We start from the raw sequence: 15,142 nt of genomic DNA on the forward strand, positions 1-15,142 counted from the left end.
GGGAGCGGGTTCACCCGCGAAAGGGCCAGAAGCCCTGACACAAGGTCAACTGTCGCGGCGCAGGTCCGGCGGAATCGGCAGGTCGTCCTTAAGCGGCTCTGGCCGCTTGCCCTTGCCAGCCCGGTACTGGCGGATCTGGAACACGTAGGCCAGCACCTGCGCCACCGCCAGGTAAAGCCCGGCAGGGATTTCCTGTTCGAGCTCGGTGGAGTAGTAGATCGCCCGCGCCAATGCCGGTGATTCGAGGATCTGGACCTTGTGCTCCACACCGATCTCGCGAATCTTCAAGGCAATGAAATCCGTCCCCTTGGCAAGCAGCAACGGCGCTGCCCCACCTTTTTCCGGGTCGTACTGCAAGGCCACCGCATAATGCGTCGGGTTGGTGATGATCACGTCGGCCTGCGGCACAGCCGCCATCATGCGCCGCTGCGATACCTCGCGCTGCAGCTGGCGAATACGCTGCTTGACCTCAGGCTTGCCTTCGCTGTCCTTGTACTCGTCGCGCACTTCCTGCTTGGTCATCTTCATTTTCTTGTGGGTCTGCCACAGCTGGAACGGCACGTCCGCCGCCGCGATCAGCAGCAGCCCGGCCGACATCCACAACGCACTCCAGCCCACTACCTGCAAGCTGTGGATGATCGCCTGCTCCAGCGGCTCGTTGGCGATCGACAGCAAGGCCTGGCGATCGCTGACCAGCACCACCACCGCCACCACCAGGATCACGAAGAACTTGGCCAGCGCCTTGAGCAGCTCGGTCAGGGCGTGCATCGAGAACATGCGTTTGATACCCGACAGCGGGTTCATGCGGCTGAACTTGGGCTGCAGCAGGCTGCTGGAGAACAGGAAACCGCTCAGTGCGATGGGTGCCACGAAGGAGATCACGAAGAGCAGGATCAGCACCGGCTGCGTCGCCCAAATCGCCATCTTGCCCGAGGCCAACAGGAAGGCGCTCATAGCCCGCTCGTCGACGATGATGTCGCGGGTCAGGCTGAAGTTCATGCGCATCATCTCCAGCAGCGTCTCGGCCAGGTGGCCGCCGAAGGCCAGCAGGCCACCGGCGCCGGCCAGGGTCACCGCCACCGTGTTCAGCTCCTTGGAGCGCGCGATCTCGCCTTTCTCGCGAGCATCGCGCTTGCGCTTTTCGGTGGGGTCTTCTGTCTTGTCCTGACCGCTCTCGCTTTCCGCCATGCTCAGCGCGCCCTCGCCAGTTCACGCAGCCATTGCAGCGCTTCGCTGGCCAATGCCTGGTAGTGGGACAGCACATCGGCCAGGCCGACCCAGAAAATGAACATGCCCATGACCAGGGTCAGCGGGAAACCGATGGAGAAAATGTTCAGTTGCGGCGCGGCGCGGGTCATCACACCAAAGGCAATGTTCACGACCAACAGCGCGGCGATCACCGGCAGAATCAGCAGCAGGCCTGCGGCAAATACCCAGCCCAGGCGCCCGGCCAGCTCCCAGAAATGGTTGACTACCAGTGCGTTGCCCACCGGCAAGGTGGTGAAGCTTTCGGTCAGCACCTCGAACACCACCAGGTGGCCATTCATCAGCAGGAACAACACACTTACCAGCATGGTCATGAACTGGCTGATCACCGTGACGTTGACCCCGTTGGCTGGGTCGACCATCGAAGCGAAGGCCATACCCATCTGCACCGCGACGATCTGCCCGGCAATCACGAACACCTGGAACAGCAACTGCAAAGCCAGGCCGAACAGCGCGCCGACAATGATCTGCTCGGCACACAGCAGCAAACCGCGCAGGCTCAGCGGGTCGAACTCAGGCAGGGGGGGCAGTGCCGGGACGATTACCACGGTAATAGCCACCGCCACGTACAGGCGCACCCGCGCCGGCAGCATGCGAGTGCCGAGGATGGGCATGGTCATCAGCACCGCCGTCACCCGGAACAACGGCAGGATGAAGGTCGCGACCCAGGTGCCGATTTGCGTGTCGGTCAGCTCCAGCATCGGCGCGTCAACCGATCAGCTGCGGGATGTTGGTGTAGAGACTGGTGATGTACTCCATGAACTTCTGCACCAGCCACGGCCCGGCGATGATCAACGTCACCAGCATCACCAACAGGCGCGGCAGGAAACTCAGGGTCTGTTCGTTGATCTGCGTGGCGGCCTGGAACATCGCCACCACCAGGCCCACCAGCAGGCTCGGCACCACCAGCACGGCAACCATCAGCGTGGTAAGCCATAACGCATCACGGAACAGGTCGACAGCGACTTCAGGTGTCATCGGCGGCTCTCCTTGACGGCGTCAGACGCCGCCGAAACTACTGGCCAGGGTACCCATGATCAGCGCCCAGCCATCGACCAGCACGAACAGCATGATCTTGAACGGCAGCGAGATGATCAGCGGCGACAGCATCATCATACCCATGGCCATCAGCACGCTGGCCACCACCATGTCGATGATCAGGAACGGGATGAAAATCATGAAACCGATCTGGAACGCGGTCTTCAGCTCGGAGGTGACGAACGCCGGCACCAGGATCGTCAGCGGCACCTGGTCCGGGCCGGCGATGTCTGTACGCTTGGACAGGCGCATGAACAGGTCGAGGTCGCTTTGCCGGGTTTGTGCCAGCATGAAGTCCTTGAGCGGCCCCTGGGCCTTGTCGATGGCCTGCTGGGCGGTCATCTGCTCCTTCAGGTACGGCTGCAGGGCGTCCTGGTTCACCCGGTCGAACACCGGCGCCATGATGAACATGGTCAGGAACAGCGCCATGCCGGTCAGCAACTGGTTCGACGGCGTCTGCTGCAGGCCCAAGGCCTGACGCAGGATCGAGAACACGATGATGATGCGGGTGAAGCTGGTCATCAGGATGACGAACGCCGGGATGAAGCTGAGCGCAGTCATGATCAGCAGGATCTGCAGGCTGACCGAATATTCCTGCTGCCCGTCCGGGGTATTGGACAGGGTAATGGCCGGGATCGACAGCGGGTCGGCACCCAGGGCCAGCGGCGCAGCCAGCAGCAGCGCCAGAGTCAACAACACACGCAGCGCGCCACTCATCACTTCTTGTCCTTAGGGTCCTTGCCCATCAGCTCCATCAGCCGCTGGGCAAACTCCGGCGTCGCCTGGCGGGCGTTTTCCGGCACTTCCACGGGATCGGCCAGCACATGCAGGGCCTCGATGCTGCCAGGGGTATGGCCGATCAGGATCTGCTCCTTGCCCACCTGCACCAGCAGCAGGCGGTCACGCGGGCCGATGGCCCGGCTGCCGACGATCTCGATCACCTGCCCGCCCTTCACCGCCGTGCTTTGCAGACGCCGCAGCAACCAGGCCAGGAAGAAGATCAGGCCGACCACCAGCAGCAGGCCGAAAACCATCTGCGCCAGCTGCCCACCGAGGCTGCCAGGTGCGGTTGCCGGTGTGGCCGCAGGTGTGGCCGCGGCCAGGCAAGCCTGGCTGGCGAGCAGCGCGGCAGCCGCCGCGATGGCGCGCATCGTGCCCTTCACTCAGCGCAGCTTCTTGATACGTTCGCTGGGGCTGATCACGTCGGTCAGGCGGATGCCGAACTTCTCGTTGACCACCACTACCTCGCCATGGGCGATCAGCGTGCCGTTGACCAGCACGTCGAGCGGTTCGCCGGCCAGGCGGTCGAGCTCGATCACCGAGCCCTGGTTGAGCTGCAGCAGGTTGCGGATGTTGATCTCGGTGCTGCCCACTTCCATGGAAATGTTCACCGGGATATCCAGGATCACGTCCAGGTTCGGGCCTTCGAGGCTGACGTTTTCGTTCGGCTTCGGCGAGCTGGCGAACTCCTCCATCGGCAGGCGTCCCGGCCCGCTGGTGCTGCTGCCGGTGTCACCACCCAGCAGTGCATCAATGTCGGCCTGGCCGGCTGCACCGGTTTCTTCCAGTGCCGCAGCCCACTCATCGGCCAGTGCCTGGTCCTCTGCGGAGGTAATCTCGTTTTCGTTAGCCATGGTTTCCTCGACAGGCATTCAATTCGTTATGTGCGATCGGCACGCCGTCAGCGGCGTTCGATCGGGTCGATGATCTGCAGCGCCAGGTTGCCCTTGTGCGAACCCAGGCGCGCCTTGAACGACGGCACGCCGTTGGCACGCAGCACAAGGTGCTCGGGCAGCTCCACCGGGATCACGTCGCCAGGCTGCATGTGCAGGATGTCGCGCAGCTTCAACTGGCGACGGGCTACGGTGGCGGTCAGCGGCACGGCAACATCCAGCACGTCCTCGCGCAGGGCCTTGACCCAGCGCTCGTCCTGGTCGTCCAGGTCGGACTGGAAACCGGCGTCGAGCATTTCCCGCACCGGCTCGATCATCGAGTACGGCATGGTCACGTGCAGGTCGCCGCCACCGCCGTCCAGTTCGATGTGGAAAGTGGACACCACCACCGCCTCGCTGGGGCCGACAATGTTGGCCATGGCCGGGTTGACCTCGGAGTTCATGTACTCGAAGGTGACCGGCATGATTGCCTGCCAGGCTTCCTTGAGGTCGACGAAGCACTGGTCCAGCACCATGCGCACCACGCGCAACTCGGTGGGGGTGAACTCGCGGCCTTCGATCTTGGCATGGCGGCCATCGCCGCCGAAGAAGTTGTCCACCAGCTTGAACACCAGCTTGGCATCGAGGATGAACAGCGAAGTGCCGCGCAGCGGCTTGATCTTGACCAGGTTGAGGCTGGTCGGCACGTACAGCGAGTGCACGTATTCGCCAAACTTCATCACCTGCACGCCACCCACCGCCACGTCGGCGGAGCGGCGCAGCAGGTTGAACATGCTGATACGGGTGTAGCGGGCGAAGCGCTCGTTGATCATTTCCAGGGTCGGCATGCGACCCCGCACGATACGGTCCTGACTGGTCAGGTCGTAGCTTTTGATGCTGCCAGGCTCGGATGCGCTCTCGGTCTGCACCAGCCCGTCGTCGACGCCATGCAACAGGGCATCGATTTCATCCTGGGACAGCAGGTCCTGTACGGCCATTGCGGACTCCTACTGCAATACGAAATTGGTGAACAGCAACTGGTCGACGACCGGCTTGCCGACTTCCTTCTGCGCCACTTCCTGGACCACTGCGGTGGCCTTCTGACGCAGCATTTCCTGCCCCACCGGGCTGCCGGCCAGGGTGTCGAAGCCTTGCCCGGAGAACATCATCACCAGGTTGTTGCGGATCACCGGCATGTGCACCTTGAGCGCATCCAGGTCGGCCTGGTTGCGCGCTTGCAGGGTGATGCTCACCTGCATGTAGCGCTGGCGACCGTTCTGGTTGAAGTTGACCACGAAGGCCGGGGTCAGTGCTTCGTAGATAGCCGCTGGCTTGACGTTGCTGGCTGCAGGATCGGCGGCCGGGGCCGGCTCGCTCTTGTGCATGATGAACCAGGTAGCGCCCACCGACAGGCCGATCGCCAGCAACAGGCCCACTACTGCCAGCAGGATCAGCTTGAGTTTGCCTTTAGTGGCGGGGTCTTTGACTGCTTCGCTCTTCGCCATGCCAATAATCCGTCGTCCATCGGGGGTTCAAGGGAGGATGGCTTGGCTTGAGCAAGTGTTATGCCAGATTTTGCAGAAGGGAGATTTCAGCAGGGACAACCGGGCTGGCTTCTTCGCGGGTGAACCCGCTCCCACAGGACCTCCACAGGCTTCGAACCCTGCGCTGTACTTGTGGGAGCGGGTTTACCCGCGAAGAGGCCAGTACAGGCAATCGGGATCTACGCGTAATAATCGACCGCACTGTCGCCAACAACCACCTGCTGCTCCACAGGCCGGGCGCTATCGACTGCCTCTGCCCCGCCCTGCTCGGCCCGGCGCGCCGCCACCCCGGACAGGTTGCTGCCCTGCGCCTGACCCTGCTGCTGTTGCTGCTGCCCGCGCGACTGGTCGGCCACGTTGACATCCGGCTGTGCCAGCCCCTGCTGGGCGAACAGCTCGCGCAGGCGGTGTACCTGGCTGTCGAGGGCGTCACGCACCCCGGCGTGGCCGCTGATGAAGGTGACCTGGGTAGACTGGTCCGTCGCAACATTGACGCGAATGTCCAGGCGGCCCAGTTCAGCCGGCTCCAGCTGGATATCCGCCGACTTCAGGTTCTGGCTGGACAGGTACATGACCCGGTTGACCAGGCCCTCGGCCCAGGCGTTCTGGTTCATCGGCAGCGGTTGGTGCAACGGGCTGGCGTTGGCAGGCACGGCATTGGCGGTCTTGGCCGTGGCGGCCTGGGTCAGGTTGGCCAGGCGGTTGGCGAAATCGTCGATGCGCGTATCGCTGCCAGCGCCCTTGGTGTCCTTCAGGCCATCTTCGAGCAAGGCAGCAAAGGCCTTGTCGCCGGGCTCGCCCGCTTCACCTTCGGCATTCTCGACCAGATTCGCCAAGGTATTGACGGCCATCTGCCCCTCCTCGCCCTGAGCCTGCGAAGCGTCCAGGGCATGTGTCGAAGTCGCCCCTTTGGCCTGGGCGCTTTGCTCCAGCGCCAGACGCAAGGTCGGCAGGTTGGCCAGAGGGTCGGCGTCAGGATCGAAGGTTTCCTCGGCGGCAGACTCCTCGGGCAGCACGGCCGTGACCTGCGCGGTGGCGGCCTGCAACACCGGCGCCACCGCCTCGGCCTGCGCCTGGATCAGTTGAGCGCCAGGCTGGGCGTCGGTTACCTGGCCGGCCACCAGGCTGGCATCGCGCAAGCCGGTGTCAGCCTTGGCCTGGTCGTCGGCTGGCAATTGTTTGCCGTCATCGGCAACTGCGGGTTTGTCGGCAGCGGCTTTCTTGCCGCCCTGCGCCGCCTCTGGCTTGGCCTGGGCGACCTTGTCGTCCTGCCCTGCGGCCTTGTCGCGGCCCTGCCTGGCCATCACCTGGCCGAAGCCGTCGCCCTTGTCGCCCGGCGCCTGCAGCGGCTTGTCGGCCTGTGCGGAGGCCGAACGCGAGGTATTGGCAACGGCGTTACCTTGCAGCAATGGGTTGGGTGCGACAGGCATCGAGCGGTCTCCGCGCCAGAAACAAAAAAATCATCCAGCCAGTGACAGGCAAGACTCGCGCCAAGTCGTGTATCAACCCGCCGAAATGCGTTGTTGCTCACCTCGGTAGAAGCGCTGTACCTCGAGGAACTCCAGGTCGATGCGGTTGATCAGGTCCTCGATGCCATACAGCGGAGGCCGCCGCGCGCGCTCCTCCAGTTGCTGGCACAGGCTGGCCAGTGCAACCGCGCCCATATTGCTGCTACTGCCCTTGAAACTATGGGCCGCAGAACCGAGCTCTTCAGCATTTTTGGCCGCATGCAACTGGCCCAGGCGCCGCTCGGAGTCGTCAAGAAAGGTTTGCACCAACTGCAGGTAGCCATCTTCCATGACCTCACGCAGGTCGCTGAGTACCTTGTGGTCAATATGCATGTCAGTCACTTGTTCACTCCTTGATCAAGCCAGATTATGCCCGAGCCAACCCGTGGCTCACCAGACGAACTCCACATGCGCGCAACGCCCGCCTTCACTCCAGCACGCGCTGCTGGCCAGCCGCCGAACCAGATTCAGGCCACGCCCGCTCAGCCCCTGCTCCAGCGTGGGCCGCGACAGCACGCCCTGCACATCGAACCCGGCACCACTGTCACGGACCTCGATCATCAGACGCCCGCCGTCGGCATGCGGTTCAACCTTGAAATCGATGCGCACGTAACCGTCGGTCAACACCCCGAGGCGCCGGGCGCGCTCTTGATAATAGTCTGCAAAGCCTTGGCCATCGCGCTTGAGCTGCGAATCCAGGCCCAGCACGCCATGCTCCAGCGCGTTTGAATAAAGCTCGCTGAGCACACTGTGCAGGTTGCCGGTGCGCGCACGCAGGCCGTGAATCTCCTGCAACAACTGCACCAGGTACGGCACCGGGTTGAAGCGTTTGAGGCTCTCGCCACGCACCTCGAACCCCAGCGACCAGTCCAGCGGGCTGGAGCGGCCGCTATCAGAGTAGATCATCGGCGCCGGCACCCGCTCCTCGGCACAGAACATACGAATGTCGCACAAGCTGATGTCATCGCGCGGGCGCCCGCCAAAGCGCTCCAGGGCCTGCATCACCTCGTCGAACAGCCGCGCCGGGTCACGATTGTCGGCCAGCACCCTGCGCAGGCGCTGCACGCCGAACAGGCGCTCCTGGTCGTCGGCCGTGTCGAGCACGCCGTCCGAAAGCAGCAGCAGGCGCTCACCCGGCGCCAGCGGCAGCACTTCGGTACTGTCATCGAAACGCTCGGCGTCCAGGATGCCCAGCGGCAGGTGTCGCGAACCCAGCGCCGACAGCACCTGGCCATCCACTGCCAGGCGATAGCCATCAGGCATACCGCCGTTCCATACCTCCACCGAACCGCGCTGCATGCTTAGGTTGAGCAGCAGCGCACAACAGAACATGTCCACCGGCAAGATGCGCTTGAGCTTGGCGTTCATCTCGCGCAGGACCTGCGCCATGCCGTAGCCCTTGGCAGTCATGCCGTAGAACACTTCGGCCAGCGGCATCGCCCCTACCGCCGCCGGCAGGCCGTGGCCGGTAAAGTCGCCGAGCAGCACACGCATGTCGCCGGACGGGGTGAACGCGGCCAGCATCAGGTCGCCATTGAACAGCGCATAGGGCGATTGCAGGTAGCGGATGTTAGGCGCGGCAAGGCAGCCGGAGTGGGCCACCTTGTCGAACACCGCCTTGGCCACCCGCTGCTCGTTGAGCAGGTGGTGGTGGTGCCGGGCAATCTGGTCACGCTGCTCCAGCACGGTGGCCTGCAGCCGGCGCAGTCGGTCCATGGCGCGGATCTTGGCACCAAGGATCACCGCACTGTAGGGCTTGGCCATGAAGTCGTCGCCCCCTGCCTCCAGGCAGCGCACCAGGCCTTCCTCCTCGTTCAATGAAGTCAGGAAAATGATCGGCACCAGCGCTTCGCCGGCCAGGGCCTTGATCTGTCGCGCCGCCTCGAAGCCATCCATCACCGGCATCAGCGCATCCAGCAGCACCAGTTGCGGGCGCCGCTCGACGAACAACGCCACCGCCTGCTCGCCGTTTTCCGCGGTAAATACCTGATGACCCTGACGGCGCACGATCTGCGCCAGCAGCAGGCGGTCGGCGGCACCGTCTTCGGCCACCAGCACGGTCAACGCCTGTTCGGCCGGCATGTCGGCGCTCAACTGATATCGAAGAGTTTTTCGAAATTGGAGATGGCGAGTATCTTGCGCACGTCGGAGCTGGCATGCACCACTCGCACATCCGACTCATCGCCGCCTGCATGGTCACGCAGCAACAGCAGCATGCCGAGCGCGGAACTGTCGAGGTAGGTGGTGTCCTTCAGGTCGACGACCACCGAATCTGGCCGGCTGGACTGGCGTTCGTAGGCGTCGCGAAATTCCTGGTGCTTGCCGAAATCGAAGCGCCCCTTGATCTTTATCGTCAGCTTTTTCCCGTCCTGCGAAAAATCAGTCTCGACTGCCATGCTAGCGATTCCTTCGATGATGGCGGATGCAACTCCATAAAGGTTTAGCAGGCGATGGCGGGGGTGGCAAGCATGTGGGCTGCCTGTCCCGGCCTCTTCGCGGGTAAACCCGCTCCCACAGGACCTTCACAAATTCGAATCCTGCGCCGTGCCTGTGGGAGCGGGTTTACCCGCGAAGAGGCCAGTACAGGCTATAGGTGACTCTGCCGCGGCAGGCGTTGTGACAGCTCGTCGAGCAGGCGCTGCTCGCGCTTGTCTTCGGCCCGCCGGGCTTCCTCCAGATAGCGCTGTACCAGCTTGCGCAGGCCTTCCACCCGGGCATAGGCCTGCTGCCAGGTGCCGCGGGCGTTGTTGAGGTTGTTCTGGTGCCAGACCAGGCTCTGGCGCTGCTGAGTCATGGCCGTTTCCAGCTGCCCGAGGAAGCGCTGGTAATTGACCAGCCAGCTACCGTTTACCCCCCGCCCGCCGCGGTTGATCCACTGCAGCTGGTAATCCTCGCGAAACCGCTCGAGCTCGGCCAGCTTGGCCTGGGCAGTGGCCACCTGCTGCTGGAACTGCCCAAGGCGCTGCGCCGCCTTGCGCTCGGCCTCTTCGGCCATGTCCACCACCGGCGCCAGGCGCGCGGCACGTCCAGGCAGCGCCATGGCTTATCAGCCTGCCGGGGGCGTGAAGATCGCCCCCAGCTGGTCGCGGCTTTGCGCCATGCCCACGTTCTCGCGCAGGCCCTGGCGCAGAAACTCCACCAGCTTCGACTGCAGGGCAATGGCCAGATCGGTTTCCGGGTCGCCACCCGCCACGTAGGCACCCACACTGATCAGGTCACGGCTTTGCGACAGGCGCGACCACAGCTGCTTGAACTTTTGCGCCTGGCGCAAATGGTCTGCATCGACCACCTGAGGCATGACCCGACTGATCGAGGCTTCGATGTCGATAGCCGGGTAATGGCCTTCCTCGGCCAACCGCCGCGACAGCACGAAGTGGCCATCGAGCACACCACGCGCCGAGTCGGCAATCGGGTCCTGCTGGTCGTCACCCTCGGACAACACAGTGTAGAACGCGGTGATCGAACCACCGCCTGGCTCGCCGTTGCCGGCCCGCTCCACCAGCTTGGGCAGCTTGGCGAACACCGACGGCGGGTAACCCCGGGTGGCCGGCGGTTCGCCGATGGCGAGGGCAATTTCACGCTGGGCCTGGGCGAAACGAGTCAGCGAGTCCATCAGCAACAGCACGTTCTTGCCCTTGTCGCGGAAGTACTCGGCGATACGTGTGCAGTACATGGCAGCGCGCAGGCGCATCAGCGGCGCATCGTCGGCTGGCGAAGCGACCACAACCGAGCGCTTGAGGCCTTCCTCACCAAGGATATGCTCGATGAATTCCTTGACCTCGCGGCCCCGCTCACCGATCAGGCCGACGACGATGATTTCGGCTTCGGTGAAGCGGGTCATCATGCCCAGCAACACCGACTTGCCCACGCCGGTACCGGCGAACAAGCCCAGGCGCTGGCCGCGACCGACGGTGAGCAGACCATTGATGCTGCGGATACCCACATCCAGCGGTTTGCTGATGGGGTCGCGGTTCAACGGGTTGATCACCGGGCCGTCCATCGGCACCCAGTCCTCGGCCTTCATCCCGCCCTTGCCATCCAGCGCACGGCCGGCGCCGTCGAGCACCCGGCCGAGCATGCTCATGCCCATGGGCAGGCGGCCGCCGTCATCCAGCGGCACCACCCGGGCGCCGGGAGCGATGCCGACGATGCTGCCGACCGGCATGAGGAATACCTTGGGCCCGGCAAAACCCATGACTTCGGCTTCCACCTGCACCGGGTGATAACTGTCGTCGTTGATTACCAGGCAGCGGCTGCCGACTGCAGCGCGCAGGCCTTCGGCTTCCAGGGTGAGGCCAACCATGCGCAGCAGGCGGCCTTCGACGATGGGCTGGGCCGGCAGTTCGATGGCCTCGGCATAACTGCCCAGGCGTTTGCCGAAGCTGGTGCGTTCAAGGTGCATCCGGGGTATCCACCAGGCTGTCCAGATCAATGGACATATCCGCTGCCGCCGGATGCAGCGAATGGTCGTGCAACTGATCGAACAGTTGCGCCACGGCTTTCTCGATGCGGGTTTCCATGGTCGCGTCGATGCGGCTGTGCGCGGTCTCGATACGGCAGCCGCCTGGTAGCAGCGCGCTGTCCTCGAGCAGCCGCCAGCTTTCCTCATGGCGCTCGCGCAGGGCCTTGGCCAGCTCGAAATCCTGCGGGTTGAGATGGATGCGGATATTGTCCGCGCCCATGGGCAGCAGCTTGAGCGCTTCGCGCAGTACCTGGGTGATCTGGCTGGAATCACTCCGCAGTTCGCGACCGATTACCTGACGGGTCATGTGAGCAACCAGGTGGACCAGGGCCTTCTCGATCTGCGTGTCTTGCTCGGCGATCGGCTCCATCAGGTTGGTCATCAGCCGGTCGAGGCTTTCCAGCTTGGTCTTCAGGGCCTCTTCGGCTTCCTGGCGGACCTTGAGCTGCGTGCTATGGAAGCCCTCGCGCTCACCGGTGGCAAAGCCTTCGTTGTAGGCTTCCTGGCGGATGGCCTCGAGTTCTTCCAGGGTCAGTGGCTGGACTTCTTCCAGCGGCACTTCCTCGACTTCTTCCTCGACTACCTCGGGCTCCGGCTCCGGTTCGGGCTCAGGCTCGGGTTCCGGGTCGAAGCTGGGCAGCGCCCATACGTCCACGCCTTCGAGGTCGCGGGCGCGGATCAGGTCGCTGGGGTGATGTTCTTTGGTGGGCATGCTGTCATGTTCTCAAACCATGTTCAGCCGACACGGTCCCTGTGGGAGCGGGTTCACCCGCGAATGCGTCGGCAGCGACAACCTCTATCGCCAGGTCCGACGCCTTCGCGGGTAAACCCGCTCCCACAAGGGGCGGCGTCGGCCTTCAGATCGCGAAGACCTTAGATCATTTCCTCGGCACCCTTGCCGCCGAGCACGATCTCGCCGGCCTCGGCCATGCGGCGGGCGATGGTGAGGATTTCCTTCTGCGCCGTTTCCACGTCGCTGACCCGCACCGGCCCCTTGGCCTCCAGGTCGTCGCGCAACAGCTCCGAGGCACGTTTGGACATGTTCTTGAAGATCTTGTCCTTGACCCGCTCGTCGGCGCCCTTGAGCGATACCACCAGCACGTCGGACGAGACTTCGCGCAGCAGCGCCTGGATGCCACGGTCGTCGACATCGGCCAGGTTGTTGAAGACGAACATCAGGTCTTCGATCTGCTCCGACAGGTCGCTGTCGATCTCGCGGATCGCGTCCATCAGCGCACCTTCCACCGAGCTGTCGAGGAAGTTCATGATGTCGGCGGCGCGCTTGATGCCACCCAAGGTGGTACGTGCCGCATTGGAATTGCCCGAGAACTGCTTCTCGAGGATCTGGTTCAGCTCCTTCAACGCCGCCGGTTGCACAGTGTTCAGCGACGACACGCGCAGGACGATGTCCAGGCGCACCTTGTGGTCGAAGTTGCTCAGCACTTCGCCGGCCTGGTCGGGGTCGAGGTAGGCGACCACGATGGCCTGGATCTGCGGGTGCTCGTAGCGGATCACATCGGCAACGGCGCGCGGCTCCATCCACTTGAGGCTGTCCAGGCCACTGGTGTTGCCACCGAGCAGGATGCGGTCGACCAGGCCGTTGGCCTTGTCCTCGCCCAGTGCCTGGTTGAGCATCTTGCGGATGTAGGCATCGGAGCCCACGCCCAGGCTGGTCTGGTCGCCGACGATTTCGACGAACTCGCTCATCACCTGCTCGACCTGGTCACGGTGCACATTGCCCATCTGGGCCATGGCCACACCCACCCGCTGTACTTCCTTTGGCCCCATGTGCCGCAGCACCTGGGCCGCGTCGGTCTCGCCCAAAGAAAGCAGGAGGATTGCCGCCTTGTCGACGCGGCTCAGCTTGGCGGTAACGGCTCGGTTGTCACTCATCGGCGTTGATCCACTCTTTCACGACCTGGGCAACGCGGCCCGGGTCTTCGGCCACCAGGCCTTTGATTGCGTTGAGCTGTGCCTCGTAACCCTCGCTGGGGCTAGGCAGCAGAATGCTTGTCGGGCCACCCAGAGTGACGCGGTCGTTGGCCAGTTCGCCATCCAGACCCATCATGCCGCCCAGCTCCATGTCGCTGTCCGGGGCAGCCTGCTTGCCGCCCCCTGTAATATTGTTCAGTACCGGCCGCAACACACCGAATACCAGTACCAGGATGAACACCACGCCCAGCACCTGCTTGACGATGTCCCAGAACCACGGCTGCTGGTAGAAGGCGATATCGGCGATCTCTTCGCCACGGTCGGCGGCGAACGGCACGTTGATCACCGTCACGCTGTCGCCACGGCTGGCATCGAAGCCGACCGCGTCCTGTACCAGGCGCGTGAAGCGTGCCAGGTCCTCGGCGCCCCAAGGCGCACGGGTGGTGTCGCCGGTGGCCGGGTCGATCTTGACCTGATCGTCCACCACTACCGCCACCGACAGGCGGGTCATGCGCCCCTGCTGCTGGCGGGTATGGCTGATGGAGCGGTCGAGCTCGAAGTTCTTGGTACTCTGCTGACGTTTATCCGACGGATACGGCGCAAGCATAGGCTGGCCGGTGGCCGGGTCCATGATCTGCTGACCATTGGCATCCACCAGCGGCTGGCCTGGCTGGATGGCAGCAGCCGGCGTGGCGGCGCCACCGGTTGTCTGCGGTGCCGATGCAGCGCCTGGCGGCTGGTTGCTCAGCGCGCCAGGCACACCTTGTGGGCCTTGGCTGCTGGCACGTTGTTCGTCGACCGATTGCTCGCTGCGCAGCGCCGGCTGGTCGGGGTTGAACTGCTCCGAGGTGGACTCGACCGCGCTGAAGTCCAGGTCGGCAGACACTTCGGCCTTGTAGCGGTCATTGCCCAGCACCGGCTGCAGGATGTTGTGTACCCGCTGGGTGAGCATGCTTTCTACCCGGCGGCTGTAGTCGAACTGCTTGCCTGCCTGGGTCAGGGCGGTGTCCTGGATCTGCTCGGACAGCAGGTTGCCCTTCTGGTCGACTACTGTGACCTGGGACTTGTCCAGTTCCGGCACGCTGGTGGCGACCAGGTTGACGATGGCCATCACCTGCCCTGCTTCCAGGGCACGGCCCGGGTACAGTTCGACCAGTACCGAGGCGCTGGGCTTGCGTTCGTCACGCACGAACACCGAGCTTTTCGGAATGGCCAGGTGCACGCGCGCGCCCTTGACGTTGTTCAGGCTGGACACGGTACGCGCCAGCTCGCCTTCCAGGCTGCGGCGGTAGCGAGTGGCTTCCATGAACTGGCTGGTGCCCAGCCCCTGCTCCTTGTCGAGCAGTTCGAAACCGACATTGCCATCGCTGGGCGCCACGCCGGCGGCCGCCAGTTTCAGGCGCGCACGGGAGAGGTCGTCGGCCTTGACCAGCAGAGCACCGGAGTTGGGCTCAACGTTATAGGGGATATCAGCAGCACCCAGGGTGTCCATGACCTGCTTGGTGTCCATGCCCGACAGGCTGCCGTACAGCGGACGGTAATCGGGTTGTTGCGACCACAGCACCACGGCAAAGCCGATTGCCACGCTGGCCGCCAGGCCGACCATGAGGCCGATCTGACGCAGCATGGGCATCTGCGCGATGTTTTCCAGAAACGCCATGCCGAACAGCGGCGGCTTGGCCGCTGGCGGGCCGCTTTTGGCAGGGGCGTTATCGACGACTGCTTCAGCCATGGTTTACG

Annotated in this window: 17 protein-coding genes; all 17 read right to left on the reverse strand. The window is 63.9% G+C overall.

Going from position 1 to position 15,142, the window contains the following annotated elements; all coding sequences use genetic code 11:
- Nucleotides 1-45: 45 nt before the first annotated feature.
- Nucleotides 46-1,188 carry a flagellar biosynthesis protein FlhB gene (flhB, locus tag KDB76_RS20630; protein WP_038410036.1) on the reverse strand — a complete coding sequence of 381 codons (1,143 nt, stop codon included), beginning with the start codon at nucleotides 1,186-1,188 and terminating at the stop codon, nucleotides 46-48.
- Between the two features lie 2 nt (nucleotides 1,189-1,190).
- Nucleotides 1,191-1,967 (reverse strand): flagellar biosynthetic protein FliR, encoded by a 777-nt coding sequence (fliR, locus tag KDB76_RS20635; RefSeq protein WP_013973590.1) that lies wholly within the window; start codon nucleotides 1,965-1,967, stop codon nucleotides 1,191-1,193.
- A gap of 7 nt (nucleotides 1,968-1,974) precedes the next feature.
- Nucleotides 1,975-2,244, reverse strand: coding sequence for a flagellar biosynthesis protein FliQ (fliQ, locus tag KDB76_RS20640; protein ID WP_013973591.1), 270 nt, complete (start codon nucleotides 2,242-2,244; stop codon nucleotides 1,975-1,977).
- A 21-nt stretch (nucleotides 2,245-2,265) separates the two neighbouring features.
- Nucleotides 2,266-3,021, reverse strand: coding sequence for a flagellar type III secretion system pore protein FliP (gene fliP, locus KDB76_RS20645; RefSeq protein WP_038410037.1), 756 nt, complete (start codon nucleotides 3,019-3,021; stop codon nucleotides 2,266-2,268).
- A complete protein-coding gene (gene fliO, locus KDB76_RS20650) occupies nucleotides 3,021-3,455 on the reverse strand; it encodes a flagellar biosynthetic protein FliO (protein ID WP_038410481.1) in 435 nt (144 codons plus the stop codon). The genes fliP and fliO overlap by 1 nt, the downstream gene beginning before the upstream one ends.
- A 12-nt stretch (nucleotides 3,456-3,467) precedes the next feature.
- The gene (gene fliN / locus KDB76_RS20655) at nucleotides 3,468-3,938 is read right to left on the reverse strand and encodes a flagellar motor switch protein FliN (RefSeq protein ID WP_024087456.1); all 471 of its coding nucleotides are present in this window, start codon (nucleotides 3,936-3,938) and stop codon (nucleotides 3,468-3,470) included.
- Nucleotides 3,939-3,985: 47 nt separating this feature from the next.
- Nucleotides 3,986-4,954 (reverse strand): flagellar motor switch protein FliM, encoded by a 969-nt coding sequence (gene fliM / locus KDB76_RS20660; protein WP_013973595.1) that lies wholly within the window; start codon nucleotides 4,952-4,954, stop codon nucleotides 3,986-3,988.
- Between the two features lie 9 nt (nucleotides 4,955-4,963).
- Nucleotides 4,964-5,461, reverse strand: coding sequence for a flagellar basal body-associated protein FliL (gene fliL, locus KDB76_RS20665; protein WP_013973596.1), 498 nt, complete (start codon nucleotides 5,459-5,461; stop codon nucleotides 4,964-4,966).
- Between the two features lie 218 nt (nucleotides 5,462-5,679).
- Nucleotides 5,680-6,930, reverse strand: coding sequence for a flagellar hook-length control protein FliK (locus KDB76_RS20670; RefSeq protein WP_038410038.1), 1,251 nt, complete (start codon nucleotides 6,928-6,930; stop codon nucleotides 5,680-5,682).
- Nucleotides 6,931-7,002: 72 nt separating this feature from the next.
- Nucleotides 7,003-7,350, reverse strand: coding sequence for an Hpt domain-containing protein (locus tag KDB76_RS20675; protein WP_023661012.1), 348 nt, complete (start codon nucleotides 7,348-7,350; stop codon nucleotides 7,003-7,005).
- Between the two features lie 48 nt (nucleotides 7,351-7,398).
- Nucleotides 7,399-9,090, reverse strand: coding sequence for a fused response regulator/phosphatase (locus KDB76_RS20680; protein WP_031324413.1), 1,692 nt, complete (start codon nucleotides 9,088-9,090; stop codon nucleotides 7,399-7,401).
- Between the two features lie 8 nt (nucleotides 9,091-9,098).
- Nucleotides 9,099-9,404, reverse strand: coding sequence for an STAS domain-containing protein (locus KDB76_RS20685; protein ID WP_038410039.1), 306 nt, complete (start codon nucleotides 9,402-9,404; stop codon nucleotides 9,099-9,101).
- A gap of 191 nt (nucleotides 9,405-9,595) precedes the next feature.
- Nucleotides 9,596-10,048: a flagellar export protein FliJ gene (gene fliJ / locus KDB76_RS20690; RefSeq protein WP_038410040.1), complete on the reverse strand. Its 453-nt coding sequence runs from the start codon at nucleotides 10,046-10,048 to the stop codon at nucleotides 9,596-9,598.
- A 6-nt stretch (nucleotides 10,049-10,054) separates the two neighbouring features.
- A complete protein-coding gene (gene fliI, locus KDB76_RS20695) occupies nucleotides 10,055-11,410 on the reverse strand; it encodes a flagellar protein export ATPase FliI (protein WP_013973602.1) in 1,356 nt (451 codons plus the stop codon).
- Nucleotides 11,400-12,182 (reverse strand): flagellar assembly protein FliH, encoded by a 783-nt coding sequence (fliH, locus tag KDB76_RS20700; RefSeq protein WP_038410041.1) that lies wholly within the window; start codon nucleotides 12,180-12,182, stop codon nucleotides 11,400-11,402. The genes fliI and fliH overlap by 11 nt, the downstream gene beginning before the upstream one ends.
- A gap of 161 nt (nucleotides 12,183-12,343) precedes the next feature.
- Entirely contained in the window at nucleotides 12,344-13,363 is a 1,020-nt protein-coding gene (fliG, locus tag KDB76_RS20705; protein WP_013973604.1) for a flagellar motor switch protein FliG, read from the reverse strand.
- Nucleotides 13,356-15,134, reverse strand: coding sequence for a flagellar basal-body MS-ring/collar protein FliF (gene fliF, locus KDB76_RS20710; RefSeq protein ID WP_038410042.1), 1,779 nt, complete (start codon nucleotides 15,132-15,134; stop codon nucleotides 13,356-13,358). The genes fliG and fliF overlap by 8 nt, the downstream gene beginning before the upstream one ends.
- Between the last annotated feature and the right edge of the window lie 8 nt (nucleotides 15,135-15,142).

Source organism: Pseudomonas sp. JS425, assembly GCF_018223845.1.
Classification (GTDB): domain Bacteria; phylum Pseudomonadota; class Gammaproteobacteria; order Pseudomonadales; family Pseudomonadaceae; genus Aquipseudomonas; species Aquipseudomonas asiatica.

What these genes read in the sequence shown, in the direction of transcription:
- fliG (WP_013973604.1), bottom strand. Translation starts at nt 13,363, where the DNA reads ATGAGTGACAACCGAGCCGTTACCGCCAAGCTGAGCCGCGTCGACAAG.
- fliN (WP_024087456.1), bottom strand. Translation starts at nt 3,938, where the DNA reads ATGGCTAACGAAAACGAGATTACCTCCGCAGAGGACCAGGCACTGGCC.
- flhB (WP_038410036.1), bottom strand. Translation starts at nt 1,188, where the DNA reads ATGGCGGAAAGCGAGAGCGGTCAGGACAAGACAGAAGACCCCACCGAA.
- fliR (WP_013973590.1), bottom strand. Translation starts at nt 1,967, where the DNA reads ATGCTGGAGCTGACCGACACGCAAATCGGCACCTGGGTCGCGACCTTC.
- fliJ (WP_038410040.1), bottom strand. Translation starts at nt 10,048, where the DNA reads ATGGCGCTGCCTGGACGTGCCGCGCGCCTGGCGCCGGTGGTGGACATG.
- fliQ (WP_013973591.1), bottom strand. Translation starts at nt 2,244, where the DNA reads ATGACACCTGAAGTCGCTGTCGACCTGTTCCGTGATGCGTTATGGCTT.
- fliM (WP_013973595.1), bottom strand. Translation starts at nt 4,954, where the DNA reads ATGGCCGTACAGGACCTGCTGTCCCAGGATGAAATCGATGCCCTGTTG.
- fliO (WP_038410481.1), bottom strand. Translation starts at nt 3,455, where the DNA reads ATGCGCGCCATCGCGGCGGCTGCCGCGCTGCTCGCCAGCCAGGCTTGC.
- KDB76_RS20685 (WP_038410039.1), bottom strand. Translation starts at nt 9,404, where the DNA reads ATGGCAGTCGAGACTGATTTTTCGCAGGACGGGAAAAAGCTGACGATA.
- fliL (WP_013973596.1), bottom strand. Translation starts at nt 5,461, where the DNA reads ATGGCGAAGAGCGAAGCAGTCAAAGACCCCGCCACTAAAGGCAAACTC.
- KDB76_RS20670 (WP_038410038.1), bottom strand. Translation starts at nt 6,930, where the DNA reads ATGCCTGTCGCACCCAACCCATTGCTGCAAGGTAACGCCGTTGCCAAT.
- fliF (WP_038410042.1), bottom strand. Translation starts at nt 15,134, where the DNA reads ATGGCTGAAGCAGTCGTCGATAACGCCCCTGCCAAAAGCGGCCCGCCA.
- KDB76_RS20680 (WP_031324413.1), bottom strand. Translation starts at nt 9,090, where the DNA reads ATGCCGGCCGAACAGGCGTTGACCGTGCTGGTGGCCGAAGACGGTGCC.
- fliI (WP_013973602.1), bottom strand. Translation starts at nt 11,410, where the DNA reads ATGCACCTTGAACGCACCAGCTTCGGCAAACGCCTGGGCAGTTATGCC.
- fliH (WP_038410041.1), bottom strand. Translation starts at nt 12,182, where the DNA reads ATGCCCACCAAAGAACATCACCCCAGCGACCTGATCCGCGCCCGCGAC.
- fliP (WP_038410037.1), bottom strand. Translation starts at nt 3,021, where the DNA reads ATGAGTGGCGCGCTGCGTGTGTTGTTGACTCTGGCGCTGCTGCTGGCT.